General features: G+C 72.2%; 28 protein-coding genes. 9 read left to right on the top strand and 19 right to left on the bottom strand.

What is annotated here, in order from left to right:
• Positions 1–212: 212 nt before the first annotated feature.
• The gene (locus tag OG627_RS30425) at positions 213–356 is read right to left on the bottom strand and encodes a hypothetical protein (RefSeq protein WP_329070538.1); all 144 of its coding nucleotides are present in this window, start codon (positions 354–356) and stop codon (positions 213–215) included.
• Positions 357–848: 492 nt separating this feature from the next.
• Between OG627_RS30425 and OG627_RS30430 the strand changes: the two genes are divergently transcribed.
• The 7 genes from OG627_RS30430 (at position 849) to OG627_RS30460 (ending at position 6,952) form a co-directional block, all read left to right on the top strand.
• Positions 849–1,697: a HipA family kinase gene (locus OG627_RS30430; protein ID WP_443073660.1), complete on the top strand. Its 849-nt coding sequence runs from the start codon at positions 849–851 to the stop codon at positions 1,695–1,697.
• A complete protein-coding gene (locus OG627_RS30435; protein WP_329070543.1) occupies positions 1,694–2,077 on the top strand; it encodes a DUF3037 domain-containing protein in 384 nt (127 codons plus the stop codon). Before OG627_RS30430 ends, OG627_RS30435 begins: the two co-directional genes overlap by 4 nt.
• A gap of 192 nt (positions 2,078–2,269) precedes the next feature.
• Positions 2,270–3,031 (top strand): 3-oxoacyl-ACP reductase FabG, encoded by a 762-nt coding sequence (fabG, locus tag OG627_RS30440; protein WP_329070545.1) that lies wholly within the window; start codon positions 2,270–2,272, stop codon positions 3,029–3,031.
• A gap of 17 nt (positions 3,032–3,048) precedes the next feature.
• Positions 3,049–3,846 carry an SDR family oxidoreductase gene (locus tag OG627_RS30445; protein ID WP_329070547.1) on the top strand — a complete coding sequence of 266 codons (798 nt, stop codon included), beginning with the start codon at positions 3,049–3,051 and terminating at the stop codon, positions 3,844–3,846.
• Positions 3,847–3,952: 106 nt separating this feature from the next.
• Positions 3,953–5,524: an ABC transporter substrate-binding protein gene (locus OG627_RS30450; protein WP_329070549.1), complete on the top strand. Its 1,572-nt coding sequence runs from the start codon at positions 3,953–3,955 to the stop codon at positions 5,522–5,524.
• Positions 5,525–5,594: 70 nt separating this feature from the next.
• A complete protein-coding gene (ung, locus tag OG627_RS30455) occupies positions 5,595–6,287 on the top strand; it encodes a uracil-DNA glycosylase (RefSeq protein ID WP_329070551.1) in 693 nt (230 codons plus the stop codon).
• 107 nt (positions 6,288–6,394) lie between these two features.
• Positions 6,395–6,952: a hypothetical protein gene (locus tag OG627_RS30460; RefSeq protein WP_329070553.1), complete on the top strand. Its 558-nt coding sequence runs from the start codon at positions 6,395–6,397 to the stop codon at positions 6,950–6,952.
• Positions 6,953–7,040: 88 nt separating this feature from the next.
• On the opposite strand, the gene OG627_RS30465 is transcribed toward OG627_RS30460, so the two are convergent.
• From OG627_RS30465 to OG627_RS30475, 3 genes are all read right to left on the bottom strand, one after another.
• Positions 7,041–7,541 (bottom strand): hypothetical protein, encoded by a 501-nt coding sequence (locus OG627_RS30465; RefSeq protein ID WP_329070555.1) that lies wholly within the window; start codon positions 7,539–7,541, stop codon positions 7,041–7,043.
• A gap of 113 nt (positions 7,542–7,654) precedes the next feature.
• Entirely contained in the window at positions 7,655–8,182 is a 528-nt protein-coding gene (locus tag OG627_RS30470) for a DinB family protein (protein WP_443073567.1), read from the bottom strand.
• A gap of 32 nt (positions 8,183–8,214) precedes the next feature.
• On the bottom strand, positions 8,215–8,832 hold the full coding sequence (locus tag OG627_RS30475; protein ID WP_329070557.1) for a TetR/AcrR family transcriptional regulator: 618 nt from the start codon (positions 8,830–8,832) through the stop codon (positions 8,215–8,217).
• Between the two features lie 112 nt (positions 8,833–8,944).
• On the opposite strand from OG627_RS30475, the gene OG627_RS30480 reads away from it, so the two are divergent.
• Together OG627_RS30480 and OG627_RS30485 are read left to right on the top strand one after the other, a co-directional pair.
• Positions 8,945–10,147 carry an FAD-dependent monooxygenase gene (locus tag OG627_RS30480; RefSeq protein WP_329070559.1) on the top strand — a complete coding sequence of 401 codons (1,203 nt, stop codon included), beginning with the start codon at positions 8,945–8,947 and terminating at the stop codon, positions 10,145–10,147.
• Between the two features lie 66 nt (positions 10,148–10,213).
• Positions 10,214–11,119, top strand: coding sequence for a Gfo/Idh/MocA family protein (locus OG627_RS30485; RefSeq protein WP_329070561.1), 906 nt, complete (start codon positions 10,214–10,216; stop codon positions 11,117–11,119).
• Here OG627_RS30485 and lnt read toward each other — a convergent pair.
• From lnt to OG627_RS30560, 15 genes are all read right to left on the bottom strand, one after another.
• On the bottom strand, positions 11,043–12,662 hold the full coding sequence (lnt, locus tag OG627_RS30490) for an apolipoprotein N-acyltransferase (RefSeq protein ID WP_329070563.1): 1,620 nt from the start codon (positions 12,660–12,662) through the stop codon (positions 11,043–11,045). The two genes, OG627_RS30485 and lnt, sit on opposite strands and share 77 nt — an antisense overlap.
• An 84-nt stretch (positions 12,663–12,746) precedes the next feature.
• Positions 12,747–13,205: a nuclear transport factor 2 family protein gene (locus tag OG627_RS30495; protein ID WP_329070565.1), complete on the bottom strand. Its 459-nt coding sequence runs from the start codon at positions 13,203–13,205 to the stop codon at positions 12,747–12,749.
• 181 nt (positions 13,206–13,386) lie between these two features.
• Positions 13,387–14,700, bottom strand: coding sequence for an NADase-type glycan-binding domain-containing protein (locus tag OG627_RS30500; RefSeq protein WP_329070567.1), 1,314 nt, complete (start codon positions 14,698–14,700; stop codon positions 13,387–13,389).
• Positions 14,697–15,266 (bottom strand): phage tail protein, encoded by a 570-nt coding sequence (locus OG627_RS30505; RefSeq protein WP_329070569.1) that lies wholly within the window; start codon positions 15,264–15,266, stop codon positions 14,697–14,699. The genes OG627_RS30500 and OG627_RS30505 overlap by 4 nt, the downstream gene beginning before the upstream one ends.
• Positions 15,267–15,269: 3 nt before the next feature.
• A complete protein-coding gene (locus OG627_RS30510) occupies positions 15,270–17,222 on the bottom strand; it encodes a putative baseplate assembly protein (protein WP_329070570.1) in 1,953 nt (650 codons plus the stop codon).
• Positions 17,219–17,629, bottom strand: coding sequence for a GPW/gp25 family protein (locus tag OG627_RS30515; RefSeq protein WP_329070572.1), 411 nt, complete (start codon positions 17,627–17,629; stop codon positions 17,219–17,221). Before OG627_RS30515 ends, OG627_RS30510 begins: the two co-directional genes overlap by 4 nt.
• 7 nt (positions 17,630–17,636) lie before the next feature.
• Positions 17,637–17,918, bottom strand: coding sequence for a PAAR domain-containing protein (locus OG627_RS30520; RefSeq protein ID WP_329070574.1), 282 nt, complete (start codon positions 17,916–17,918; stop codon positions 17,637–17,639).
• Positions 17,919–17,954: 36 nt separating this feature from the next.
• Positions 17,955–19,862, bottom strand: coding sequence for a VgrG-related protein (locus OG627_RS30525; RefSeq protein ID WP_329070576.1), 1,908 nt, complete (start codon positions 19,860–19,862; stop codon positions 17,955–17,957).
• A 7-nt stretch (positions 19,863–19,869) separates the two neighbouring features.
• Positions 19,870–20,754, bottom strand: coding sequence for a CIS tube protein (locus OG627_RS30530; RefSeq protein WP_329070578.1), 885 nt, complete (start codon positions 20,752–20,754; stop codon positions 19,870–19,872).
• 7 nt (positions 20,755–20,761) lie between these two features.
• Entirely contained in the window at positions 20,762–21,199 is a 438-nt protein-coding gene (locus tag OG627_RS30535; RefSeq protein ID WP_329070579.1) for a phage tail protein, read from the bottom strand.
• A 53-nt stretch (positions 21,200–21,252) separates the two neighbouring features.
• Positions 21,253–23,121, bottom strand: coding sequence for a hypothetical protein (locus tag OG627_RS30540; RefSeq protein ID WP_329070581.1), 1,869 nt, complete (start codon positions 23,119–23,121; stop codon positions 21,253–21,255).
• 25 nt (positions 23,122–23,146) lie between these two features.
• A complete protein-coding gene (locus OG627_RS30545; RefSeq protein WP_329070583.1) occupies positions 23,147–23,290 on the bottom strand; it encodes a DUF6760 family protein in 144 nt (47 codons plus the stop codon).
• Positions 23,287–23,808, bottom strand: coding sequence for a hypothetical protein (locus OG627_RS30550; RefSeq protein WP_329070585.1), 522 nt, complete (start codon positions 23,806–23,808; stop codon positions 23,287–23,289). The genes OG627_RS30545 and OG627_RS30550 overlap by 4 nt, the downstream gene beginning before the upstream one ends.
• A complete protein-coding gene (locus OG627_RS30555) occupies positions 23,808–24,251 on the bottom strand; it encodes a phage tail protein (RefSeq protein ID WP_329070588.1) in 444 nt (147 codons plus the stop codon). Before OG627_RS30555 ends, OG627_RS30550 begins: the two co-directional genes overlap by 1 nt.
• Before the next feature lie 71 nt (positions 24,252–24,322).
• A complete protein-coding gene (locus OG627_RS30560; protein ID WP_329070590.1) occupies positions 24,323–25,897 on the bottom strand; it encodes a phage tail sheath family protein in 1,575 nt (524 codons plus the stop codon).
• Positions 25,898–25,943: the final 46 nt, after the last annotated feature.

Consider the following 25,943-nt stretch of genomic DNA (forward strand, 5'->3'; position numbering starts at 1 on the left):
GGGGGCGACGTACAAGTCACCACTCGGTCCACGGCACTTGAACCTCCGGGACGGACCACCGAGCACGGCCCGTTCACTCTTCCAAGGAGCAACGTGTCGTGAGCACCGACCACACGCCACTGCGCATCGAGGAAGTCGGGCCGGCCTACTGGCAGGTGACCCTCGGCAATCCCCCGATGAATGTCTGGGACACGGGAGAAGGCGGTGCTCGGTCAGCCGGGAGGTCGGCGCGGGCGTCGTGCCGGGGGCGGGCACGGCGGACTGACCCGCCGCCCCTGCCAGGGCACCCGCTGGTCCTGGTAGTTGAGGAACTTCAGGCCCGGTTCGCCGTTGTGGTGGCCGATCGTGTCCACCACGCCCGGAACAATTCGAGCTCATCGCCTCCGGGCACGGAATCGCGCTCGTCCCGCTGAGTGTCGCGCGCTCCTACTCCCGCCCCGACCTCGCCCACCGCCCCGTCACGGACGTCCCGGGGGTCGAGACGTGCCTGGTCGCCCTCGCGGACCGGCGCGGGACGCTGCTGCGCGACTTCCAGGAGATCGCCCTCGCGACGCTGCGGCACACCTGAGGGTTCAGCGATCAGCGATCGGCGATCGGCGGCCGGGCCGCGGACGGCGGCGTGCCTCGCCCGCGATCACCCCCGGTTACTATGCTCACTTCATGCCGGAGGCCGGCAGCGAGGGGCGCGCCGTCATCGACGGGCGGCTCGGGCAGGGAGGGAGAACCGCATGCCTGTCGGAACTCCCCGGACTCTCCCCAGGGCCGTGGACGCCCGGGTCCCGCTGCCGCACGCCTCCGAAGCGGGCCATGGATGGCAAGGCTGAAGAGATGGGTGGCCTGGGAAAGTGCTGAGAGAAGTCGTCGCGACCCGCTACGTCACGCCCCTGCGTGAAGGCGGCTCGCTTCCCGGGATCGTCGAGGCCGACGACCTCGGCACGTACGTCATGAAATTCACCGGCGCGGGGCAGGGCCGCAAGACGCTGGTCGCCGAGGTGATCTGCGGAGAGCTCGCGCGCAGGCTGGGGCTGCGGATCCCCGAGCTGGTGCGGATGTGGCTCGATCCGGTGATCGGACTCTCCGAGCCCGACCAGGAGGTGCAGGAGCTGCTGAAGGCGAGCGGCGGGCTGAACCTCGGGATGGACTACCTGCCCGGATCGATCGGCTTCGACCCGCTGGCGTACGAGGTGGACGCCGAGGAGGCGGGGCGCGTCGTCTGGTTCGACGCGGTCATCAACAATGTCGACCGGTCCTGGCGCAACCCCAACATGCTGGTCTGGCACGGCGATCTCTGGCTCATCGACCACGGCGCCACCATGATCTGGCACCACAACTGGCCGGGCGCGCGCGCCTCCGCCGCGAAGCCGTACAACGCCTCCGACCATGTGCTCGCCGCCTTCGGCCCGGATCTCGCCGCCGCCGCCGCGCGGCTGGCGCCGCTGGTCACCGAGGAGCTGCTGGCCGAGATCATCGCCGAGGTGCCGGACGAGTGGCTGGCCGACGAGCCGGGCTTCGAGTCGGCCGACGCGCTGCGCCGCGCCTACGCGGAGCCGCTGCTGGCGCGCGCCGCGACGATCCACGAGCGGATCGTCCTCGACGCGCCCGCCCGCACCACCCCGTCACGGCCGCCCGGCTGGCTGGCCGACCGGCTGGCGCCGAGGTCGGAGCGCGTCCGCGACGGAAAGGGCGGCGGCCGGTGAACGGGCGGGACGTGTACGAGTACGCGCTGCTGCGGGTCGTGCCGCGCGTCGAACGCGGCGAGTGTTTCAACGCCGGGGTGCTGGTCTACTGCCGCGCCCACTCCTATGTCGCGGCCAGGACCCTGCTGAACGAGGAGAAGCTCAGGGCCCTCGACCCGGGCGCCGATGTCGTGGGGGTACGGGCCGCCCTGCGCGCGGTCGAGGGCGTCTGCGACGGCGGCGAGGAGGCCGGGCAGGCGGCGGGCGACGACGCCGGCCGCCGGTTCCGCTGGCTGATCGCGCCGCGCTCGACCGTCGTACAGCCGGGGCCCGTTCACACCGGGCTGACGGCCGATCCGCGCGCCGAGGCCGAGCGGCTGCTCGATCTGCTCGTCCGCTGACGGCCCGCGGGGCCGGTGGCCGCCGGACGGCGGGCTGACACGACGGTGTGATGTCCGCCGCTGATCCGGCCACCGGGCCCCGCCGACCGTTGACACCGGGTGCCGTGGCTTCTAGCGTCTCGACTGCTGACCTACTAAGCGGTTGCTCAGGGTCGGTCGAGCCGCAGAAGCCTAGGGCGAGGAGAACCAGGGATGTCCACCACCGAGCAGCGCGTAGCCATCGTGACGGGGGCGGCGCGGGGCATTGGCGCCGCCACCGCCGTAAGGCTGGCGGACGAGGGCCGCGCCGTCGCCGTACTCGACCTCGACGAGGCCGCCTGCGAGGAGACCGTCGGGAAGATCACCGCGTCCGGTGGCAGCGCGCTCGCCGTCGCCTGCGACGTCTCCGACAGTGCCCAGGTGGAGGCGGCCGTCGCACGGGTCGCCGCCGAGCTGGGGGCGCCGACGATCCTCGTCAACAACGCGGGTGTGCTCCGGGACAACCTCCTCTTCAAGATGAGCGAGTCCGACTGGGACACCGTGATGAACGTGCACCTCAAGGGCGCGTTCCTGATGTCCAAGACCTGTCAGAAGCACATGGTGGACGCCGGATTCGGCCGGATCGTCAGCCTCTCCTCCAGCTCCGCCCTCGGCAACCGCGGCCAGGCCAACTACGCGGCGGTCAAGGCCGGGCTCCAGGGCTTCACCAAGACCCTCGCCAAGGAGCTGGGCAAGTTCGGCATCACCGCCAACGCCGTGGCCCCCGGCTTCATCGTCACCGAGATGACCGCGCAGACCGCGGCCCGGGTCGGCATGGGCTTCGAGGAGTTCCAGGCCGCTGCGGCCACCCAGATCCCCGTCCAGCGGGTCGGGAGGCCGGAGGACATCGCGAACGCCATCGCCTTCTTCACGGGTGATGACGCCGGATTCGTCTCCGGCCAGGTCATGTACGTCGCCGGCGGACCGCTCAACTGAGACCGGGGGAGACGGACATGACGGACAGGACAGAACAGCCGGAGCGGTCCGGGCGGTCGCCGCGGCTGCCCGACAGCGGGAAGGTCGCGCTGGTCACCGGCGCGAGCCGGGGCATCGGGTACGGCGTCGCCGAGGCGTTCGTCGCCCGCGGCGACCGCGTCTGCGTCACCGGGCGCAACGAGGAGGCCCTCAAGGAGGCCGTCGAGCGGCTCGGCTCCGACCGGGTCATCGGGGTGGCCGGCAAGGCACACGACGAGACGCACCAGGCGCGGGCCGTGGAGCGGGTCATGGAGACCTTCGGACGCGTCGACTTCCTCGTCAACAACGCGGGTACGAACCCGGTCTTCGGGCCGATGGCCGAACTCGACCTGAACGTCGCGCGCAAGGTCTACGAGACCAACGTCATCTCGGCGCTCGGCTTCGCCCAGCAGACCTGGCGCGCCTGGCAGCGGGAGAACGGCGGCGCGATCGTGAACATCGCGTCGGTCGCCGGTGTCTCGGCGTCCCCCTTCATAGGGGCGTACGGCATGAGCAAGGCCGCGATGGTCAATCTGACGCTCCAGCTGGCCCACGAGTTCGCCCCGGTCGTGCGCGTCAACGCCATCGCCCCGGCCGTCGTCAAGACCCGGTTCGCCCAGGCGCTCTACGAGGGCCGGGAGGCCGAGGCCGCCGCCGCGTATCCGCTCGGCAGGCTGGGGGTGCCCGAGGACATCGGGGGCGCCGCCGCCTTCCTCACCTCCGAGCAGTCGGACTGGATCACCGGACAGACGCTGATGGTCGACGGAGGGATCTTCCTCAACGCCGGAGTGGGCTGAGCCGCCGGGCATTCACCTTTCCAAAAGTCCCACCGGATCTCCGTACGGGTCCGGTGGGCATCGCGGTAAGGTCTGCCGATCCATGGGCTGAACAAGGAGCGTGCGCGTGTTCAACCGGACCAGTCGGCAGGCCGTTACGGCCGCATTGCTCATATCGCTGCTCGCGGGATGCGGTCTGTTCCCGGGCAAATCCGAGAGACCCGTAGTCGTCGGCACGACGAGTGAGCCCAGCACACTCGATCCCGCGGCTTCCTGGGACAACTCGTGGGAGTTGTTCCGCAACGTCTTCCAGACCCTGATGAGTTTCCCGACCGGGAGTTCCTATCCGCAGCCCGACGCGGCCCGCTCCTGCCGGTTCAGCGGCAGGACCAACCAGGAGTTCCGGTGCGTCCTGCGGAAAGGACTGACGTTCTCCAACGGCGACCGGCTCGACGCGTCCGCCGTGAAGCACTCCTTCGACCGCATCAGGAAGATCAACGCCCAGGGGGGTCCCGCCGGGCTGCTGGCCTCGCTCCAGGAGGTCCGGACGAGCGGGGACCTCACCGTCGTCTTCCGGCTCGGCAGACCCGACGCGACTTTTCCGTTTGTCCTCGCGACGCCCGCGATGTCGCTGGTCGCGCCGGGGGAATATCCGATCGACGCGCTCCGCGAGGACGGCGGAGTGACCGGTTCCGGGCCTTATGAACTCGCCTCGTACAGCAGCGGGGAAAAAGCCGAGCTGATCAGGAACGATCATTACGCGGGGTTCGCGAAGCCCCGGAACAACGGCGTCACGATCCGGTACTTCCCGAACTCCGAGGCCGTCTTCGGCGCACTGAAGGAAAAGCAGGTCGACGCCGTGTACCGGGGACTCACCTCGGAGCAGGTGATCGAACTGGAGGAGCGGAAATCCGAGAACCAGGATCTCCAGCTGGTCGAGACCGTCGGCTCGGACATTCGCTATCTGGTGTTCAATCCGGCGGATGCGGCGGCCGGGAAACTCGCCGTACGGCGGGCGGTGGCGCAGGTGGTGGACCGGGACGCACTGATCGCCAAGGTGTACCGGGGCACGGCCGAGCCGCTGTACTCGATGGTGCCCAAGGGCATCTCCGGGCACACCACCAGCTTCTTCGACCAGTACGGCGACCCGTCGGCGGCCAAGGCGAAAGGTTTCCTCGACGAGGCGGGCATCGGTGTGCCCGTCCCGCTCACGCTCTGGTTCACCACGGACCGCTACGGGTCGGGGACGGCGGGGGAGTTCGTGGAGCTGAAGCGTCAGCTGGAGGACTCGGGGCTGTTCGAGGTCACCCTGCGCGGCAAGCCGTGGAAGCAGTTCCAGGCCGGCTACCAGCAGGGGGAGTACCCCGTCTTCGGCCGGGGCTGGTTCCCCGACTTCCCGGACCCGGACAACTTCGTCGCGCCCTTCGTCGGCCGGGAGAACGCGCTGAGCACACCGTACGAGAGCCCGGAGATCACCGGCCGGCTGCTGCCGGAGTCGCGCCGGGTCAGCGACCGCGCCGCCGTCGGCCGGCAGTTCGAGCGCGCTCAGCAGATCCTGGTCGAGGACGTGCGGCTGCTGCCGCTGTGGCAGGGCAAGCTGTATGTCGCCTCCACGGAGGACATCGGCGGCGGGGAGCGCGCGCTCGACCCGCAGACGGTCATGCAGATGTGGGAGCTGAAGCGGATAAAGAGCTGGTAGAGGCGGTTGTCAGTGGTGCCGGGTAGGTTCGGAGACCTCTACAAGTGATTGATTGCCGGAGGTTGTTCACGTGACCGACACCGACCTGCTGCCCGAGTCCTGGCGCGGCGTTCTCGGCGAGGAGCTGGAGAAGCCCTATTTCAAGGAGCTGACCGGCTTTGTGGCGGAGGAGCGGGCGAAGGGCCCGGTCTATCCGCCCCGTGACGAGGTCTTCGCTGCGCTCGACGCGACTCCTTACGACCGGGTGAAGGTGCTCGTCCTGGGCCAGGACCCGTACCACGGAGCGGGCCAGGGGCACGGTCTGTGCTTCTCCGTGCGCCCCGGTGTCAGGACGCCGCCCTCCCTGCGGAACATCTACAAGGAGATGAAGGAGGAGCTGGGTCATCCGGTGCCGGACAACGGATATCTGATGCCCTGGGCCGAGCAGGGGGTGCTGCTGCTCAACGCGGTGCTGACGGTCCGCGAGGGCGAGGCCAACTCGCACAAGGGCAAGGGGTGGGAGAAGGTGACGGACGCGGTGATCCGCGCCGTGGCCGAGCGGTCCGATCCGGCGGTCTTCGTGCTCTGGGGCGCCTACGCGCAGAAGAAGCTGCCGCTGATCGACGAGGAGCGCCATGTGGTGGTGAAGGGCGCGCACCCCTCGCCGCTGTCGGCGAAGAAGTTCTTCGGCTCGCGCCCCTTCACCCAGATCGACGCGGCGATCGCGGCGCAGGGCCACGAGCCCATCGACTGGCGCATCCCGGATCTCGCCGAGCGCGGCTGATCCACGACAGGCCGGGGTTCGGCGCCCGAGCCTGAGGGGGATTGTCCGCCATGGCGGTTAGCGTCTGTTTGTCGGATTTATCGGACGGGCAAGCGGAGGCGGCAGTGATGGAGCGGCAGCAGACGTCGGAGGACGCCGTCATGACCAGGATCGGTCAGGCGGTCATGCTCCTCCACGGCGGTGACCGCGAAGAGGCACGCAACCGGCTCGGTGCGCTCTGGGCGGAGATCGGCGAGAGCGGGCGCGCGCTGCACCGCTGCACGCTGGCGCACTACATGGCGGACACCCAGGACGATCCCGGCGACGAACTGGCCTGGGATCTCAGGGCACTCACTGCGGCGGAGGGGCAGGACGGCGGAACCGACGGGGGCGGCGACGGGGACGTTGGGGAGGGCGGGGCCGGTGGGGGCGGCGGCGCGGCGGCGGCCGAGGAGGAGGCCGGTGCGGGCGGGGCGGTCGTCTCCTCGGCCGTGCGCGCCTTCTATCCGGCGCTCCACCTCAACCTCGCCGCGGACTACGCGAAGCTCCAGCGGCCGGAGGCGGCCCGGCTCCACCTGGACCGGGCGCGCGACGCGGCGGACGCGCTGGGCGACGCGGGGTACGGGCACGGCGTGCGGGCCGGGATCGCGCGGCTGGAGCGGACGCTGCGGGCGCGGGGGCGGTGACGCGGGGAGGCCGGTCATGGGGGAGGCCGGTAGCGCGGGAGGTCGCTCGCGCGAGGAACCGGTCGCGCGGGAGGTCGGCCGGGGGCGGTCAACGGCCGCGGACCTCGTCGCAGATCCGGGCCTGGGGGCCGTCCTGCGGCCACTGGACGTAGGTCTCGCCCAGTTCGCAGACATCGGCCGCCGTCCGTACGGTCGGCGGCGCCGAGGGGAGCCGGTCCGCCCCTTGTCCGGCGGGCCGCCGCTCGGGCGGTCCGGCGGGCGCTCGGGTGGCGAGCGGTGCGCCGCCGCCGTTCCGGCCGTCCGCCGCCGGTGGCGGTACGGGGGCGGTGGCGCGCGCGGCCGGCTTCGCGGGCGGCGTGGAGCCGGCCGCCTCCAGCGCCTCCTTCACCTGCGTCTGCGCGTATCGCGAGGTCGCCTCCTCGGGGCCCTGTCCGGGGACCGCTCCGGAAGTGGCCCCGGGGACACGGGCGCCGCTGGTCGTCTCCGGCCGGGGGGCCGGCGCGGGGTGCGGCTCGACGGCCACACAGCCGGAGAGGGCCGTGACCGCCATCCCGACCAGGGCCATCGCCGCGCTTCTCGTTCGTTCCATCCGGGCAACTCTGCTGGTCGCGCCGCCCGTTGTGGAGTGGAAAGGCGGGAAATGGCCCGGATGAGTGACATCGGCGCCCCTGATGGCCGCCGAACGAGAGGCCGGGCGGCGGCTCACTCGCCGGTCGCGCCGTCGATGCGCTCGCGGATCAGATCGGCGTGACCGTTGTGCCGGGCGTACTCCTCGATCAGGTGGACGTAGATCCAGCGCAGGTTGTACGGCTCGCCGGTGGCGCGGTCGCGTCGGCCCGCGCCCCGGTCGTCCAGGGAGTGCGGCGCGGCCACTTCCCGGGCGCGGGCGATCTCCGCCCGCCAGATGGCGTGCGTCTCGTCCCAGGTGTCGCCCTCGCCGTGGTGGAAATCCCCGTCCGGGTCGTCGTCGCTGTAGAAGAGGGGCCCGGCCTGCTCGTCGGCCAGCGTCCTGCGGAACCAGGCGCGCTCCACCTCGGCCATGTGCCGTACGAGCCCGATCAGCGTCAGCCCGGAAGGCGGTACGGACGCCTCCTTGAGCTGTCTCTCGCTCAGCCCCGCGCACTTCAGGGCGAGGGTCTCCCGGTGGTAGTCGAGCCAGCTCTCCAGCATCTCGCGCTCGCCGGCGACGGTGGAGGGATCGGTGCGCTCAGGTGTCGTCATGGCCGCCATCCTCACCCACGCGCGACCGCCCCGGCCAGGGGTTATCCGCCGGTGCCGGCGGCTTCCGTACCGTCGCCGAGCATGCCCCGCAGCAGCTCGGTGAAGCCCCGGCGCAGCTCCTCCAGGGACGGGACGGAGTGGTGGTACGAGCCCGCGGCGCAGGAGAACAGCAGCCCCTCGCACCAGGCCACGAGCGAGTGCGTGTGCCGCTCGGGCTCGGTGGAGCCGGCCGCCGTCATCATCGCGATCAGCGGCTCGCGGAACTGCCGGCCCGTCGCGTCGTAGAAGGCCCGCAGTTCCGGGCGGCGGGTGGCTTCGAGCGCGAGTTCGTAGCGGGCGACGAGCAGCTCCGGATACCCGGTCAGATAGCGGTGCAGGGCGAGCGCCAGCGCGTCGACCGGCGCGGTCGCGCGGGTGGTGGCGCCGGGCATCCGTGCCGGGGCGAGGACCTGGATCTCGCGCTCCGCCTGCCGCCGTACCACCGCTTCGAGCAGTGCCTGCCGGGTGCGCGCGTGGTTGGACGTGGAGCCCTGGGGGAGACCGGCCAGCTCGTCCACGGCGCGGTGGGTCAGCCCCCGCATACCGCGCTCGGCGAGCAGGGTGAGGGCGGTGTCGGCGATGAGTTCGGCGCGGGAGGGGCCGGCGGTGCGTTCGGGCATGCCGTCAATCTATCCCGTTCACTACAGCTGTAGTACGGTGGGAACAGGGCACTACATCTGTAGTTTCCCGGCCTCTTCCACGGGTGGGCCGGGAGGGAGAGAGGGAGACGTCATGGACCAGTCCCGCGCCGTCGTCATCGGCGGTGGCATCGGCGGCCTCACCGCGGCCGTGGCCCTGCACCAGCGCGGATGGGACGTCACCGTCCTCGAACGCGCCGCCTCGCTCGCCCCCGTCGGCGCCGGTCTCGGCCTCGCGCCCAACGCGCAGCGCGCGCTGGACGTCATCGGACTCGGCGACGCGGTGCGGGACCTCGCCGCCTGGCAGGGCGAGGGCGGGCTCCGCGCCCCCGACGGCCGCTGGCTCAACCGGATGGACGGTCAGCTGGCGGCCGACCGGTTCGGCGGCCCCCTCGTCCTGCTGCACCGCGCGACGCTGGTCTCCCTGCTCACCGACGCGCTCCCGGCGACGGCCGTACGCACCGGGGTGGCCGCCACCCTCGCCGAACCGGGGAGCGTGGAGGGGCCACCGGCCGTCGTCACCACCCCGGACGGCGCGTTCGAGGCCGAACTCGTCGTCGCCGCCGACGGCCTGCGCTCCGCCGTGCGCGGCACCCTCTTCCCGGCCCACCCCGGACCCCGGTACGCCGGATACACCACCTGGCGCACGATCGTCCCCGAGCCCGAGCGCCCGTTCGCCCCCCACGAGACCTGGGGCAGGGGCCGGGTCTGGGGCACCCAGCCGTTCAAGGACGGCCGCGTCTACGCGTACGCCATGACCATGACGCCCGCCGGCGGGCAGGCGCCGCACGGGGAGAAGGCCGAGCTGACCCGGCTCTTCGGGGACTGGCACGACCCCGTGCCCCGGATCATCGAGGCGGCCGAGCCCGACCGGATCCTGCGCCACGACGTGTACGAGATGAGGACGCCGCTGCCCTCCTTCCACCGGGGCAGGGCCGCGCTCCTCGGCGACGCGGCGCACGCCATGCAGCCCAGCCTGGCGCAGGGCGGCAACCAGGCCATCGAGGACGCCGTCGTCCTCGCCCACCACGTCGGCTCCGGCGCGCCTGGGCGCTTCGCCGCCGCCCTCGCCGGCTACTCCGCCGACCGGCTGCCGCGCACCAGCGCCGTCGTCCGCAGGGCGGCGCGCGCGAGCCGGATGGCCGCGGTCTCCAGTCCGGCCGGAGCCGCCGTGCGCGACCGGATGATCGCCGCCGTCTCCCGCTTCGGCCCCGGTCTCGTGCTGCGCGGGATGGACGGCATCGCCGACTGGCGCCCGCCGGGGCGCACGTATGCTTCCGGGACATCACGACCGTAGGACCACCACGGCCGGCCGGGGCCGCTGGGCGGGACCGTCGGCTCAGGACAGGTCAGGGAGGCCCTCGTGAAGGTCGGCTGCATCGGGCTCGGCGACATCGCGCGAAAGGCGTATCTGCCGGTGCTCACCACACTGCCCGGCGTCGAACTCCATCTCCAGACCCGCACCCCGGCCACCCTGGCCCGGGTCGCCGAGACCTACCGCGTCCCCGCCGACCGGTGCCACCCGGACCTCGAATCCCTGCTCTCCGTGGACCTCGACGCCGTCTTCGTGCACGCCCCGACCGCCACCCACGCCGACATCGTCTGCCAGCTCGTCGCCGCGGGCGTGCCCACCTATGTCGACAAGCCGATCGCCTACGAATACGCCGATGCCGAGCGGGTGGTGCGGCTCGCCGACGAGGGCGGCGTCAGCCTCGCCGTCGGCTTCAACCGCCGCTACGCGCCCGGCTACGCGCAGTGCCTGGAGCACCCGCGCGATCTGATCCTGCTCCAGAAGAACCGGGTGGGACTGCCCGAGGACCCCCGCACCCTGGTGCTGGACGACTTCATCCATGTCGTCGACACTCTGCGCTTCCTGCTTCCGGGCCCCGTCGAACACACCGACGTGCGGGCCCGGATCCGGGACGGGCTGCTGCACCACGTCGTCCTCCAGCTCTCCGGCGACGGCTTCAGCGCCATCGGCATGATGAACCGGATGAACGGCTCCACCGAGGAGATCCTCGAAGTGTCCGGCCAGGACACCAAGCGGGCCGTCCACGACCTCGCCACGGTCATCGACCACAAGGGACAGCCGAGCGTACGGCGGCGCGGCGACTGGGTGCCGGTGGCCCGCCAGCGCGGTGTCGAACAGTGCGTGCTGGCCTTCCTCGACGCCGTACGGGCCGGAAAGCACCTCAGCGCACGGGACGCCCTGCGGACTCATGAGATGTGCGAGCGGGTGGTACGAGCGGCGCAGGACCAGGCCGCCTGAGCGACCGGGCGCCCGCCACCGCGCAGAACGCCGCCAGCACGGCGAGCGCCCCGTACACCGCCCAGTCCCCGAACCGTACGTACGCGGTCGTGCCCCGGGCCGGCGGAACGTCGAACACCGCGGCGGCCGAACGGTCCGTGCCGAGGGCGCCGCCCACCCGCTCCCCGTCCGGGCCGAACACCGCCCCGACGCCGGTGAGCGTCGCGTGCACCATCGGCCGGCCCGTCTCCGCCGCCCGCAGCGCCGCCAGCGAGGCGTGCTGCTCCGGTGCCCAACTCCCCTGGAACGACGAGGTCGAGGACTGCGCCACCAGTACCTGGGCGCCGTCCCGCACCAGCCGCCTGCTCATGTCCGGGAACGCGGTCTCGAAGCAGATCAGTGGCCCCAGCCGCAGCCCGCCCCGGCCCTCGCCCGGCAGCACCATCACCACCTGCCCGGTCCCGCGCCTGCGGTCCTCGCCCGCCGCCTTCCCCACCGACGTCACCCAGCCGAGCGCCGCGCGGGCCGGGACGTACTCACCGAACGGCACCAGCCGCATCTTGTCGTACACATCGCCCGTAGGCCCCTCAGGCCCCACCAGCACCGCGCGCTTGAAGATGCCCGAGCGGCCCGCCGCGTCCGTGGCGCGCGCGTCCACATTGACGAGGACGGGGGCGCCGGCCGAGCGGGCGAGCACCGCGAGCCGCGCCGCCAGATCCGGCCGGGCCGCCAGATCCGCGCCGACACTGCTCTCGCCCCACACCACCAGATCGGCCCCCTGCCCGGCCAGCGTGCGGGTCAGCGCCTCACCGCGCGCGAACCGGCGCTCCACGGAATCCGCCCCGCCGACCACGCCCGGCGCCACGACACCCGGCTGCACGACCGCGATCCGTACCCGGCCCGAGGACTCCGGCCGAGGAGCCCACGCCGCTACGGAGCCCACCGCCACACCGCATGCCACCAGCGCCACGACGGCGGCGGTACGGGCCCTGGCCACCGCGACCAGCAGCGCCAGCGCCGTGTTCACCGCGACCACCAGCAGACTCACCAGCCACACACCGCCCACCGAAGCGAGCCGCAGCGCCGGAGCCACCTCCCACTGCCCGGCGCCGAGCAGCCCCCACGGTCCGCCAAGTCCCTCCCAGGACCTGACCAGTTCGACCATCAGCCAGCCCGACGGCAGCACGGCCACCGCCACCAGGGCCCGGGAACCCGACGGCGCGCCGCCGAGCGCGTACCGCACCAACAGCCCCCACGGCGCCCACAGCAGCCCCAGCAGCGCGCCGAGCACCACAAGGAATACATGAAGGCTCGGCAGCAGCCAGTGATGCACCGCGAGCATGAACCCGAGCCCGCCCAGCCACCCCTCCAGCGCGGCGCGCCGCCCGCTCGGAGCCGTCCGCAGGAGCAGCATCCAGGGCACCAGCGCGACATAGGCGAGCCACCACAGGGACGGCGCGGGAAAGGCGAGCGCGGACAGCGCGCCCGCCCCCACGGCCGCCGCGCCCCGCCACCACGCCGAGGCCGCACGGGTCCGCACACGGGTCCGCGTACGAGTCAGCATCCGGGTCCACATAGCGCGCCTCCTCGCCCCGACCGTCACGCGCACTCTTCCCCGGCGGGGCCCGGCGCATCCGCGCCGTCGCGATCAGCCGCTCTCCGGACGGCGCGCGGCACGCCGCCAGGTCTCGCGCGCGACCACGGAACGCAGCAGCCATTCCTCGCCCGCCCGCACCAGCGCGAACGTGAAGCCGCCGCCGCTCATCAGGTGCTCGCCCGACTCGTGGCGCAGCGGGCTGAGATAGTCGGCCCGCAGGTCGGCCTGATCACCCGGGTAACCCCCGAGATCCTGGATCCGCAGCCGGCGGTTGACGATCAGGTGCTGCCGTACCGGGTAGGGCCGCAGCGTGCCGGCCAGCCAGTCGCCCACCTCGGCGGCCGGCCCCTCGATGCCGCCCGCCGCCGCGTAGTCGGCGCGTCCGTCCGGGGTGAACAGAGCCCGGTACCCCGGCCAGTCGTCCTCGTCGACGGCCACCGCGTACCGGGTGACCACCTCGTCGATGGCCAGACGGTCCATCACGGTCGCGAGATCCACACGCTGTGTCATCGGCTCAGTCTCCGGCAGCGCGGGCCCGTGGCCAAGAGCCACGCACGAGCGGGCGGCGTCCGATTACACCGGTTCGGCCGCATGACGGTCGCCTCCTTCGCCTCCTGACCCGCAACTGAGGACCCGCGACTCAGGACCCTCAACTACGGACCCGCGACTCCGCGGCCTCAGTTCCGGTCCCTCAGTTCCGGCCGAAGAACTCGATTTCGGCGATGGCGGGCCTGCGGCCCTTTCCCGCACCGTAGATGTCGTCGATCGTCAGCCGCACCCGGACGACCTCGGAGCCCCGTACGTCGAACGTCTGCTGGCCCGGCCGGTCCTTGAGGGTGATCTTCTTCTCGGTGGGTTCGCCGTCCGCCGGGCGCAGCGTCACGGTCAGCGCGGACGGGCGGGACTGCGCGAGGAACTCGTCCTCCTTGGCCGACCTGCCCGAGAAGACGACGAGCTTGGTCATCCGCACCGGCTTGTCGAAGTCCACCTCCAGGAACTCCCCGGTACCCGGCCCCGTTTCGGCCGGTACCCAGAACCGGTTGGTGTACGTGTCGATGGCCGTGCGCGGCGGATGGTCCGACAGGAAGCTGGAGGCGCGGATCCGGCTGGGGCGCAGCTCGTCGGGGGTGCCCGTGCTGTCCCGGGTGAAGTCCAGCGCCTCGGGAAGGTACGGGCGCGCGAACCAGAAGGCGCCCGCGAGCACCGCGAGGGTGAGCGGAATCGCCAGACCGGGACGGCGCCACAGCCGCCGCTTGGGGCGCGTCCCCGCGGTCGGCAGGACGCGCTGTCGACGGCGGAAGATCCGGCGCCACCACGGGAGCGGTACGTCGGGGGGCGGGCCGGGATCCAGGAGCAGGCCGCAGCGCACGCACAGGGTGCGGTCCGGCTCGTTCTCCGTACGGCAGTTGGGGCAGCGCACGGCCGCGCCCCGGTGCGCGGCCGAGGGCGCGGCGGGGTCCGGCGCCGGATCGTCGGGCTCCTCGCCGGGGCCGGGCACGGGGGTGTCCAGCCGGTCGCCGGGACGGCGCGGTCCCGCCGCGACGGGCGGCGGCGCCGGGGGAGGAGCGGTCGGCGGGGAGAACGGCGGAGAGAGTGGCGAGGCGGCCGGACGGGCCGGTGGACCGGGCGGCGCGGCCGGTGGGCCCGGCGGGGCCGACGGCATCGGGGGAGCGTGCGGGCGCGGCGGCGGCTCCGGTCCGGACCTCGGCTCCGACGGCGGTACGGTCGCCGGGTCCGGGGCCGGAGCAGGCCCCGGTCCGGGCGGCACCGCCGTACCCGCCCGGGGACCGGCCCCGCTCCCCGTCGGCTCCGTACGGGCGGCCGAAGCCGCGCCCCCGCCCGCGCCCGTCCCCGCGCCCGTCCCCGCGCCCGTCCCCGCGCCCGTCCCCGGATCCGCACCGGCGTCCACGCCCGTATCCGCGTCGCCCCAGTCCAGAAACGTTTCGCAGGACGTGCAGAAGGCCGAGCCCGGCGCGTTGCGGTGCCCGCACTCCGGGCATCTCATGGCCGTACCCCGGCCGCCCCCGGAGCCTCCACCGGCAGGATCTCCAGCGTGTACCCGACATGCGCCGGGATCTCGCCCTCGATCAGCTCCTCCAGCGCCACCCGGTTCACCCCCGCGGGCCCGGCGACCCGCAACCGCACGGCCACCCAGGCCCGTTCCTCACCCGGCAGCTCCGCGTGCGGCGTCGGCGACCAGCCGGAGCCGCCGCTCTCGGTGATCTCCGGTTCCACCCCGGTCCGCCGGTGGAGCGCCTCCGCCAGCCCGCCGCGCGTGCCCCGGCGGCTGTGCCGGGCGACCGCCCCCGCCACCTCGGCCCGCCGCCGGTCCACCGGCTCGTCGCCGTGCGGTTCCACGGCGACCCACTGCGCCACCCAGTCGAGGAAGTCCTCTGGCGCTGAGCGCGGATCCAGGTGCGCCGGCAGATTGTCCAGGGTCAGCTGGACGGGGGCGAGCACATCGTCCAGGGCCGACAGGAAACGCAGCAGGAAGTCCTGCTCCAGATAGAGCGCGGGCAGCAGCTCGACCAGCGGATGCGGGGAGGGCAGTCCCGCCACGGTTCCGCGCATCGCTCACGCCTCCCTGATCCGTAGCTGGTGTTCGTAACTGAAGGCCAGCGCGTGCCGGTCCAGGGCGATCCTGGTCGTCGCCTCGCCGCGCTGCCCGGTCATCGGATCCGCGGGGAACAGCCGTACGTCCTCCACCAGATCCACCTCCGCCACGCGCTGGAGCACCGCGAACGCCTCACCGGACTGGATGGGCCGCCCGAACGGCCAGCCCTGCCCGTCCGGGCCGCCGGTCAGCGGGTTGAAGTAGCCGTACAGCGCGGCCAGCGCCTCCTCGCGCAGCCGCTCCGTCACCGCGCCCCGGCGCGCCTGCACCGAGGCGACGACCGTCACCCCCTGGTAGAACGGCGGCTCCACCATCAGCCGGGCTCCGATCGGGCGCCGCTCGTCCAGATGGCTCCTGATCTGCTCCATGGTGTCCGGCGGCGGGGTCAGTTCGTCGAAGCCGATCCGGCCCTGCGCGTCGCTGCGCCCGGACGGCACGACCAGCAGCCGCACCCCGCCGCTGTCCGCGTCCCGGCCCGCCGGTACGCAGTAGACCCGCGCCGCGTCCGGGGCCACCTCACGGGCCAGCAACTCGTAGTCGTGCGGCACGACCGCGCGGTGCAGGGTCCGCAGCGTCATCGGGCCGCGCACCCGGGCGCTCTCCACCGTCTCCCCGTCCACACCGCCCAGCGCCGCGCGCCGGTTCTCCACCCGGGCCACGAACGGCAGCGAACTGCGCAGGACACGCAGCGCGCCCCTGGCCACATTGCCGCGCCGGCCGCCGCCGGTGCGGTAGCTCCGCACCCGTACGGGACTGCCCTTGCGCGGCACCGCCCCGTAGTACCGCAGTCCGCCGTCCTGCTCCCGTACGGCGGGACCGAACTCCACCCGGCCGGAGTTGGGGTCCAGCGTGATGTGCCGGTCGTCCGGGCCCGAGTGCGCGAAGTCGTCCACGCGGGTCCAGTCGGACCAGCCCGACCCCTCGTCGATGTCAGCGACCTCGACCACGAACTCGCCGGGCACCACCGGCGGCCTCGCGAGCAGGAACGCCTGCCCCGGTACGCCCTCGGCCGGGCCGAGGATCTCCTCCCGTACCGTCTCCGCGTGCGCCGCCTCGACCGTCGCGCCGATGGTGAAGGCGCTGATGCGGCGCACGGTCGGCGAGGCGACGTAGCGGGGCTGACCGGGCTCGGCCTCCAGCAGCCGGCAGCGCAGCCAGCCGGCGGTCCGGCGCACGACGGCCGAGGCGGTGTGGGTGCGGGGCAGATGGAGGATCAGCTCGCCGGACCTGTTGAAGCCGCCGGTGTCGTCCTTCTCGATGTCGCAGGCCCGCCACTCCGTACCGTCCCACGCCTCCCAGCGCAGCGGCGGCCGGCGCGGGTCGACGCCCACACCCTCGATCCGGCAGTCGAGCCGCAGCACCACCACGCCCGTCGGCACCGCGTGCGAGAGCCCGACATAGAGCGCGTCGCCGGGCGTGGGCGTGGCGCCGAAGCACGGCACGTCGCGGCCGAGCGCGAGTTCCTCGGACCGGTCGGTCGCTTCGCCCGCCGCCGACCGCGTCGCCAGATGCGCGAACCCGCACGGCACGATCGACAGATCCTGGCTCGTGGTGAAGACCACCGCCTCGTCCGTCTCGGTACGGACGGTGGCGACCTCGGTGCCCGCCCTGACCCGTACCGGCTCGGGCTGGGGCGCCGAGAGCCGGAAGGTGACCTCGGTGCGGGCCGCCGTCGGCGGGTAGAGCCGCACGCCGATCAGATCGAGAAAGGTCAGATAGTTCTTCTCCGGCACCCGGTTCAGCCGGTAGACGAGCTGGTCGACCATGGTCGCGAACGCCTCGATCAGCGTCACACCGGGGTCCGAGACATTGTGGTCCGTCCACTCGGGGCAGCGCTGCTGGACCAGGCGCTTGGCCTCGTCCACCAGGCCCTGGAAGCGGCGGTCGTCCAGATCGGGGCTGGGAAGCGTCACGCGCCGTCCTCCTCGTGCTGCGGGATCACATAGAACGGGAATACGAGATTCCGGGGGTCGTTGGAGCCGCGAACCGTGTAGCCGATGTCGATGTAGAGCACCCCGCTGTCCGCCTCGTCGAACCGGACCGTCACCTCGGCCACCTCGATCCGGGGCTCCCACCGATCCAGCGCGAGCCGCACCTCGTAGGCGAGTTGGCCCGCCGTACCCGCGTCCGCCGGGGCGAACACGTACTCGTTGACGGCGCAGCCGAACTCGGGCCGCATCGGCCGCTCGCCGGGCGAGGTCGCCAGGATCAGCCGGATCGACTCCTCCAGCGCGCGTTCCCCGCCGACGAGGGCGATCGATCCGGTGGCGTCCGTGCGGGGCGGAAAGGCCCAGCCCGCGCCGATGAACTGCTCACCCACCGTCCGCTCACCCCCCGATCAGCACGGTCGGGCAGCCGGACACCACGGGCGAGCCGCAGCCGGCCCGGTCACCGACGCGGGCCGCCGGGCTGCCTCCGATGAGGACCGTGGCGCTGCCGGGGCCGGCGATCGCGGACGGCGGGTGTACGGCCGGGGGCGGGACGGCGCACTGGTGCGGGGTGCCGACCGCGGCGGCGGGCCTGCCCCCGATGAGCACTGTCTCCACGCCCTGCGGGCCGACCGTTCCCGGGTGGCCGGTGGGGTCGCCGACGCGTGCGGCTGCCGACATCTGTCCGTACTCCTCTCGACGTCCTTGCGGTACGGGCTAGTTGATCTTGACCAGTGGTGCGTTGATGGAGCAGGTGGTACCGCCTTTGATCTCGGTGCGCGAGGTGCCGTTGACCGCGACCCGGCTGCCCTGGACATCGAGCGCGCCGCTGGTGGCCAGCCGCAGCCGGCCCGTCCCGCCGTCCACCTGCACCCCGGTACGGGCCGTCAGCTTCACCGAGTCGCCGCTGAGTTCGAGCACACCCTGCCCGGCGTCCAGCGCCACCCCGCCGCCCGCCGTGATCGACACCTGTTTTCCGGCCTCGATCTCCACACTCCCGTCGCTGTGGACGACCACGGTGGTGCCCCTGCGGTCGAGGTCGATCCTCAGCTTCCCGTCGCCGGTCACCAGCCGTACGCCCTGCGGGCCGTTCGCCGCGTCCAGCAGCTCCAGCTGGTTGCCGCCCTTGGACGCGAAGGCCCGCCGGTTGACCGCGCCACTGGTCGGATCGACCAGCTCACCGCCCTCGGCGGCGCTCCCCGCGCCCTCCCCGCCGCCGCCCTGGGACGGCCTGTCCTGACCGTTGTAGAGACCGGCCAGCACGTACGGGCGGTCCATGTGGCCCTGCTCGAAACCGACCAGCACCTCGTCGCCCACCTCGGGGATGAACGCCTCGCCGCCGCCCGTACCGCCCGCCTGCGCCGTACGCGCCCAGTCGCTCGCGTACTCGTCCGACAGCCAGGGGAAACGCACCTTCACCCGGCCCAGCCCCTCGGGATCCTGGGTGTCCGTCACCGTCCCGTTGACCAGCCCGGCACAACTCCCGCCCGCCGACGACCCCGAGCCGCCGCCCGCCGACCCCGCGCCACCGCCGGTCAGCCCGAACAGCGAACGCTCCTGCTGACCCGAGACCGTGATCCAGGTCTCGTAGCCGCGCACCGGATCGAAGACATGGCGCGACGACGTGACCGTGTACCGCCCCTCGAACGGCGCCCCGACCGCGTTGAGCGCCACCGCGCTGCCCGCCCGTACCTCCGGATTCCCCCGGATCACCGCCTCCAGCTCGGCGAACGACCCCGCGATCCGCTCCGCCAGCGCCTTCGCCGCCTGGTCCACCTGCGCCTGGGTGCCGTACGAGGCGTCCGTCACGACGAAACTCGCCTCGCCGAACGGCGCCGACACGTCGGCCGCCGTCACCCCCAGGTCCAGCGTCGAGGTGTTCCCGGCCGGTGCCCGGCCCACCAGCGGCTGCTTCGCCGCCACGTCCCAGCCCCGTACCTCGACCTCCGACACCTGCTCGGCGGCGGACACCCCCGCCCGGCACCGGATCAGATTGCTCCCCATCTCCAGCACCAGCGGATTCTGCTCGGCCCGCGCCGAACCGTCCGGCGCGCCACTCGCCTCGGCGGGCCTGGTGACATGCAGGCTGCCGTCCAGCACGTACGCCTGAGCGCCCGCCTCCTCGGCGAGCCCGCGCACGAACTCCCAGTCGCTGATGTTCGGCTGGGCGACGTGCGTGAGCACGGGACCCGCCACATCGACCGTCCCGGGACGCAGCCCCGCCCGCTGCGCCACCTGCGCGCAGATGTCGGCGAGCGTCATGTTCTGGTACCCGGCGACCCGGCGGCCCCGGAACAGCCGGTGCGAGTCGTCGAGCCCGCGGACGACCGTGAAGGTGCCGCTGTCGTCGATCTCCACCTCAAGTGCGGTCACCACCCCGCTCAGCAGCAGTGTGGGGGACGGCCCGCCACCGGCGTGGGCCAGCAGCCGGACCTCGCCGCCGATCTTGAGCCCGGTCTGCTCCAGCAGCACCCGGCTGGGGTCGCGGAAGCGCAGCACGAAGAGGTCGGGGAGCGTTCGGCTGTCGTCCACGTACCCTTCGACCAGGGTGTTGGCGAGGGCGGGCGGCAGCGGACTGCCACCGAACTCGACCACCAGCGCCTTGGCGACACTCTGCTGGGCCATCCGTCTCTCACCTCAGCCGTTTCTGCGCGGAACGCCGCTGGGACTGTTGGGACTGTTGGGACTGCTGGGATTGCTGGTCCTGGAGGGGCCGGTGTTGAAGCCGCCGCTCTTGGAGGCGCTGTTCCTGGAGCCGGCCCAGTTCGTCCAGCGCGGGCAGCAGCAGCTCCTGGCCATTGACCAGCCGCATCGGGTCGTCGATCCCGTTGGCCTCCGCGATCACCCGCCACGCGGCCGGATCCCCGTACTCGCGGTGCGCGAGACCCGGCAGCGAGTCCCCGGAACGCACCCGGTGCACCCGGCGCGCCGCCAGCGCGCCCGAGGTCGGGTTCTGGCCCGGCGTCTCCCCGCTGATCTCCTCCATCGTCACCTGGCAGAGCGCCCGGATCGGCACGCCCGAGGTGGTGAAGAGGGTGTACTTCGCCTGCACCTGGCTGACGTAGCCGGGAAAGCCGGTCAGCCCGCCCCAGTGGAAGATCACCCACGGCGGCGAGGAGCGCTGCTGCTGCCGGGTCTCGCTGGTCGGCACGCAGCAGGCGAACAGCTTCTCCACCGAGGTCACCACACTGCTGTCCTGGGTGTCGCTGGCGTCGAAGAACATCTCGACCGTGAGCTTGCTGGGCTGCGGCCCCTGGTACTCGGGGGGCCCCGAACTCTTCGCCCCCTTGGCGGGCGTGCGCTTCCAGGACGCCGCCTTGGTCAGGCTCAGCTCCTTCGGGTTGAACTGGAAGTCGATCCGCCCGCACGGCCCGCCGGGCGTCAGACTGCCCCCGGCGGGCGGGGTACGGAGCTCCAGATACGCGTGCTCCAGCTTGGGCCTGGCGGAGCCCGCCGCCCGGGAGGCGGAGGCCGTACCGGAGCTGCCGGCGGCGCTGAAGGCGATGGGACCGCTCATCGTCGGCTCAGCCCTCCATCACGTAGCCGTGATGGGCGATCTCGATGGTCTCGACCGCGACCTTGGGCGACTCGGGGGTGAACGAGGGCCCGGTCCAGCGCACCGGCACCACCTCCAGCAGCCCCCACTGCGCGACCTTGCGGCCGTCGCCCGTACGCGCCTCGATGCGGGCGGTCTTACGGCTGAAACCGGTCGTCATGCTCGCGAACCACTGGGCGACCTTCTCCGTCTCCCTGGTCAGCGGCCTGGACAGCTTCACGTTCGAGTACTTGAGCCGGGTGGGCAACTGCCAGACGTGGCCGTTGTTTCCGCCCTCCTCACGCGCTTCGAGGACCACTTCGCAGCCGAGACCGTCGCAGGTGTTGAACGAGCCGAGTTCGATGTCGTCGATGGTGACGACGAAGGAGACGCTGACGGCGGGATCGTCGTGGTCGGCCGTTGCCATGGGGGTACCTCTCGGTCGTGTTTCCGCTGCTCGGTGCTGCTCGGTGGTGCTGCTCAGTGCCTGGTGTTGATGAGGAGTCCGGCGCGTTCGCGTTCGAGCCGCAGATCGGCCTTGAGGAGGCGGCTGAGGGGCGGGTAGAGGGCGCGTACGAGTTCATCGGTGACGGGGGGTGTGCCGGGCGGGGTGCCCGGTGGTGTGCCGTGGGTGGTGCCCGCCGAGACGGTGTCGGGGAACTCCGGGTCGGGCGCGGGCTCGGGGCCCGGGTCCGGGAGCGGCACCGGTTCGGGGTGGGCTTCGGGGACGGGATCGGGTGCCGGCGGTTCGCTGAACTCGGCGGCGCGCTGGGCTGTTGGGGGGCTCTGCGGGCTGGGGGTGGTGCCGAAGACCACGCTGCCGTCGGCCATCCGCTGGGCCACGCCTGCCGCGATCGCGACGGAACCGGCGTCGCGGAAGGGCGATCCAGTACCGGACGGCGCGGCGGCGACCGACCTTTGGGCGTATGGGCCGACCGATCGCGGGGTGGGCGGGCCGCCGTACGCCTTGCGCCGGAGCCGCGGGGTCCCGGCCGCCTCGCGCGACACGGTGACGGGGGCGGCGGAGGAGACGGAGGAGGTACGGGAGCCGGTACGGGGGGAACGTGTCGGCGCGGCGTCGTACGAGCGCTGCACGGCGGCCCCCGGACCGGGTGCGTCCCAACGGACGGGTACGGCGGGTGCTTCGGCGTCCGCGCCCCCGGGGGCGTCGGGGCGGCCGGGGGGAGCGTCCGGCCCGGTGACGAAGAGGGGGACCGCCCGTTGGGCAATGAGCGGCGCCACCGGACCGGACGCGGTCTGCGGGGGCTGGGGGACCAGCGGGTGCGTGGCGTCGAGTCGTTGGAGGGGGACGGGGGCGCCGGAGGACATCGGGTTCTGTCCGGGCGCGGGCAGCCGCTGTATGTGCGGTGCTCGGGGTGTCTGGGACAACTGGGACACCTGGGGCACTTGGTCCGACTCCGGGGCGCGCTGCACCGGATCCGTTTGCTGGACGAGGGGCGCTGTGTCGCCCAACAGGGGATTGGGCGACGCGTCCGCCGGGGACGGCTCGGGGATATCGCCTGGCTCCGTCTCCATCCCCGTCTGCGTCTGCGTCTGCGTCACCGGGCCCGGCAGGCGCGCCGCGACCTGCCGCTGGGCCGTGGGCGGCAGCCCGGCCAGCGGCGCTCCGAGCCCCGGTGCGGGAGGACGCGTGGGGGGCGCGGACGGCAGGCGCGGGGACGTCGACCGCTGGACCGGTGCCTGGTCGCCCCGTACGGGCATGGGGGGCGGCGGTGGAGTGGACGTTGCTCGCTCGGCTGAGGCGGCTTCGGGGGAATCGGCTTCCGGCAGGGACGGCTCGATGGGGCGTTCGCTCATCAGCTGCCGTACCGGAAGTTCAGTGGGCACGGACGCGGCCGAGAGGAACGTGGGTTCGGACGCTGACGCGGACTCGCTGCGTTGGAGGGGCACGGCGCTCGGCTGTACGTGCACCTGTGGCGACGTACGGCTCTCGGGGGCGGGCCAGGTGGTGATGGAGCGGTCACCCGTGTGGTCGGAGCCCGGGGCCGGTTCGGTCCGATCCGTACCGCCCGTACCACCCGTAACGCTGGTGTCGAGGCCGTGCACCAGGCCGGAGGGCGCCTCGGGGCTGACCAGATGGCCGAGAGGTGTCGTGGACAGTGCGGTGTCCTGCCGGCTGCTCAGCGATCCCTCGAAACGGCCCGGGTCCGTGACCAGGGCAGGTGCGCTCAAGGTGCGCTGTACGGGCGGGAGTTCGCGCCAGGCCGGGGTCGCGCGCGGGGGTGCGTCACCGCTCCGGGACGGTTCGCTGCTCCGGGACACGTCACCGCTCCGGGACGTATCGGCCCCGCCCGTGCGGTCACCCCGTAGCCAGGACAGCAGTCCCATGAACTCGCCCCCTCATTGCGTCTCCTCATGCCCCGGTGAGCCGGGCGATCTCCGCGACGTACCGCAGCCGTTCGACGTGTTCCAGATCGAGCAGCTGATCGAGCGGCCAGTGGAAGTGATAGGCGAGGTACGCGACCTCCTCGTAGAGCAGGTCGGTCGCGTACGTCACGATTCCCCCGGGCGACCACCCCCGCCGCCCCCGGCCAGATCCACCGCGAAGTTCTCCTGGCAGGACGGGCAGGTGACGGCGGCCCTGGTGTGCCCCTCGGAGTTGATCCGCCGGTAGAAGTCCTGGAGGAAGGCCAGGTCGGAGGCGAACAGATCCTCGATCACACCGGGGTGGATGTCGTCGACCGTGCCGATCCTGCTCACCACGCGGGCGATCAGGACGACCGACAGGTACGCGGAGTTCTCCCGTACCCGGTCGTCCCGCAGCGGGACCAACTCGTCGCGGGCGGTTGCCAGTCGCATCACGCCGGAGCGGTGCACGGTGCCGGAATCGTCCACGTACCCGCGCGGCAGCTCGAAGGCGAACTCGGTGCGCAGGCTCTCGCGACGTGAGTAGCCGGGGTCGCGGTCCGCCTGACCTGCGGGGGAGGCCGAGGGCGCTGAAGGAGATGAGGGAGATGAGGGAGATGAAGGAGATGAGAGAGGGGAGGGATGCGAGGGGGAGAGCGCGCGCCGCATCAGTCGACTTCCATGCTCTCGTAGGTGATCGCCAGCTTTTCCGTGAGCACGGAGGTGTCGCCCGCCTTCAGTGTGCCGATCTCCAGGGACTTCGGCCAGGCGTTGATCAGCTTGTAGCGCTTGATCGCGACGCCCTCGTAGTCGTAGACGATGATGGCGCCATTGCGCCGGGCATCGGCCATCCGGCCGAACCGGGAATCCTTGATCCAGCGCTCGAAACTGTTGTCCTCGGTCAGTCCGCGGCTGACCGTGACCTCGCCCGCTTTCGGACGTCCCGGCAGCTTCTTGATGGCGTACTTTCCGTCGGTGGTGTTCTGCTTCAGCTCGATGACATCCTGCTCCATCTTCAGACCGCTCACCTCGGTGATCTGCTTGATGACGACGCTGTCGAATTCCAGGCCGAAGGAATGCCCGACGGAACTGTCGAGATCGGGAAGTGGCACTACCAGCCTCCAATACGCGCGTTACGGTGACGGTTCTCTTCTCTTCTCTTCTCTGCTCCTCGGACTTTCCGCTACTCCTCGACCGCGCCCATCCCGGCGGTGAGCTGGGACAGCCGGAACACCACGAACTCGGCCGGCTTGACCGGCGCCACCCCGATCTCGCAGATGACCTGCCCGGCGTCGATCGCCTCGGGCGGATTCGTCTCGCGGTCGCACTTCACGTAGAACGCCTCGTCCGGCGTCAGCCCGAACAGCGCGCCCCTGCGCCACTCGTTGACCAGGAACGCCGAGACCGTACGCCGGATACGTGCCCACAGCGCGTCGTCATTCGGCTCGAACACCACCCACTGGGTGCCGGCGAGAATGGACTCCTCCAGGTAGTTGAAGAGCCGCCGCACACTCAGGTAGCGCCACGCGGGATCGGATGCCAGCGTCCGGGCTCCCCATACGCGTATGCCGCGACCGGGAAATGCGCGAATGCAGTTCAGACCGATCGGGTTGAGCAGATCGTGCTCATTCTTGGTCAGCTGGGTCTGGAGGGAGACCGCACCCCGTACGACCTCGTTCGCGGGCGCCTTGTGCACTCCACGCGAGGCGTCGTTACGGGCCCACACTCCGGCGACATGCCCGCTCGGCGGTACGAAGGCATTGCGGCCGGCCGCCGGGTCGAAGACCTTCAGCCACGGGTAGTAGAGCGTCGCGAACTTCGAGTCGAACCCGGCCGTATCCGTCCGCCACGCCCTGATCTGCTGCGGGCTGAGTCCGGGCGGCGGGTCCAGGATCGCTATCCGGTCGCCCATCAGCTCACAGTGGCTGATGAGCCCCTGCTGCACGGCGAGCACCGACTCCAGATCCAGCCCGCCGCGCTCGTAGGCGCTCATGAGATCCGGTACGGCGATCATGGTGACCTCGTCGATCGCCTCCAGCGCGCCGAGCCCGGTGCGCTGGTCGGGATCGCCCACGTACTCCTCGGCCGACAGCGGACCGCTCACGCCGGGCGCGGCTCCGGCGTCGGGAGCGGGTTCGAGCGTCACGGTCTGCGCCCCGGGCCGGGCGGGTGCGGCGCCGCGCCCCGGCTCCTGGACCTCGATCAGCTGCGACTGGGCCTTGACCTGGGCGACGACGTTGTCCTTGCTGCGCTTGGTCGACACCGCGGGATAGGTCTCCACGACCTTGCCGTCGCGGGACACCCGCAGTGTGAAGACGTCCTGCGGCGGGTCCTCCGCCTCCGGCTCCGCGACCTCGACGGTGATCTCACCGGTCACGCCGGGCAACGTCCGTACGAGGTAAGGCCCGAGCGGGGTGTCGGCGCCGGCGGGCAGCTCCCCGGGCGCGGCCGCCTCGCCGTCCGCTGAGGCACCGCTACCACTGCCGTCGCCTCCGCTCCCTCCGATACGGATGACGTAGCAGGTGCCGCCGCCGTTGGCGAAGAAGCCGTAGACGGACGAGGCGAGGTAGGTGCCCTCGACGAAGTCGCCGAACTGGCTCACGAACTGGCCCCAGTTCGCGATGAGGGTCGGCTCGTTGAAGGGCCCGCGCTGGGCGAAGCCGACGAACGCGGCGACGGAGGTTCCCACTCCTTCTATGGGCCGCGAGCCGGACGGGACCTCTTCGACGTAGACACCCGGGGACAGATACGACGGCATGCAACTCTCCTTGACCGGGAACAGGGCGCCTTGGCCGGGGAACGTG

This window comes from Streptomyces sp. NBC_01429 (assembly GCF_036231945.1).
Lineage (GTDB): Bacteria > Actinomycetota > Actinomycetes > Streptomycetales > Streptomycetaceae > Streptomyces.

What these genes read in the sequence shown, in the direction of transcription:
- OG627_RS30520 (WP_329070574.1), bottom strand. Translation starts at nt 17,918, where the DNA reads ATGTCGGCAGCCGCACGCGTCGGCGACCCCACCGGCCACCCGGGAACG.
- fabG (WP_329070545.1), top strand. Translation starts at nt 2,270, where the DNA reads ATGTCCACCACCGAGCAGCGCGTAGCCATCGTGACGGGGGCGGCGCGG.
- OG627_RS30505 (WP_329070569.1), bottom strand. Translation starts at nt 15,266, where the DNA reads ATGCGCGGAACCGTGGCGGGACTGCCCTCCCCGCATCCGCTGGTCGAG.
- OG627_RS30525 (WP_329070576.1), bottom strand. Translation starts at nt 19,862, where the DNA reads ATGGCCCAGCAGAGTGTCGCCAAGGCGCTGGTGGTCGAGTTCGGTGGC.
- OG627_RS30495 (WP_329070565.1), bottom strand. Translation starts at nt 13,205, where the DNA reads ATGACACAGCGTGTGGATCTCGCGACCGTGATGGACCGTCTGGCCATC.
- OG627_RS30500 (WP_329070567.1), bottom strand. Translation starts at nt 14,700, where the DNA reads ATGAGATGCCCGGAGTGCGGGCACCGCAACGCGCCGGGCTCGGCCTTC.
- OG627_RS30530 (WP_329070578.1), bottom strand. Translation starts at nt 20,754, where the DNA reads ATGAGCGGTCCCATCGCCTTCAGCGCCGCCGGCAGCTCCGGTACGGCC.
- OG627_RS30550 (WP_329070585.1), bottom strand. Translation starts at nt 23,808, where the DNA reads ATGCGGCGCGCGCTCTCCCCCTCGCATCCCTCCCCTCTCTCATCTCCT.
- OG627_RS30540 (WP_329070581.1), bottom strand. Translation starts at nt 23,121, where the DNA reads ATGGGACTGCTGTCCTGGCTACGGGGTGACCGCACGGGCGGGGCCGAT.
- OG627_RS30560 (WP_329070590.1), bottom strand. Translation starts at nt 25,897, where the DNA reads ATGCCGTCGTATCTGTCCCCGGGTGTCTACGTCGAAGAGGTCCCGTCC.
- OG627_RS30535 (WP_329070579.1), bottom strand. Translation starts at nt 21,199, where the DNA reads ATGGCAACGGCCGACCACGACGATCCCGCCGTCAGCGTCTCCTTCGTC.
- OG627_RS30465 (WP_329070555.1), bottom strand. Translation starts at nt 7,541, where the DNA reads ATGGAACGAACGAGAAGCGCGGCGATGGCCCTGGTCGGGATGGCGGTC.
- OG627_RS30475 (WP_329070557.1), bottom strand. Translation starts at nt 8,832, where the DNA reads ATGCCCGAACGCACCGCCGGCCCCTCCCGCGCCGAACTCATCGCCGAC.
- OG627_RS30460 (WP_329070553.1), top strand. Translation starts at nt 6,395, where the DNA reads ATGGAGCGGCAGCAGACGTCGGAGGACGCCGTCATGACCAGGATCGGT.
- OG627_RS30445 (WP_329070547.1), top strand. Translation starts at nt 3,049, where the DNA reads ATGACGGACAGGACAGAACAGCCGGAGCGGTCCGGGCGGTCGCCGCGG.
- OG627_RS30480 (WP_329070559.1), top strand. Translation starts at nt 8,945, where the DNA reads ATGGACCAGTCCCGCGCCGTCGTCATCGGCGGTGGCATCGGCGGCCTC.
- OG627_RS30470 (WP_443073567.1), bottom strand. Translation starts at nt 8,182, where the DNA reads ATGGCGGCCATGACGACACCTGAGCGCACCGATCCCTCCACCGTCGCC.
- lnt (WP_329070563.1), bottom strand. Translation starts at nt 12,662, where the DNA reads ATGCTGACTCGTACGCGGACCCGTGTGCGGACCCGTGCGGCCTCGGCG.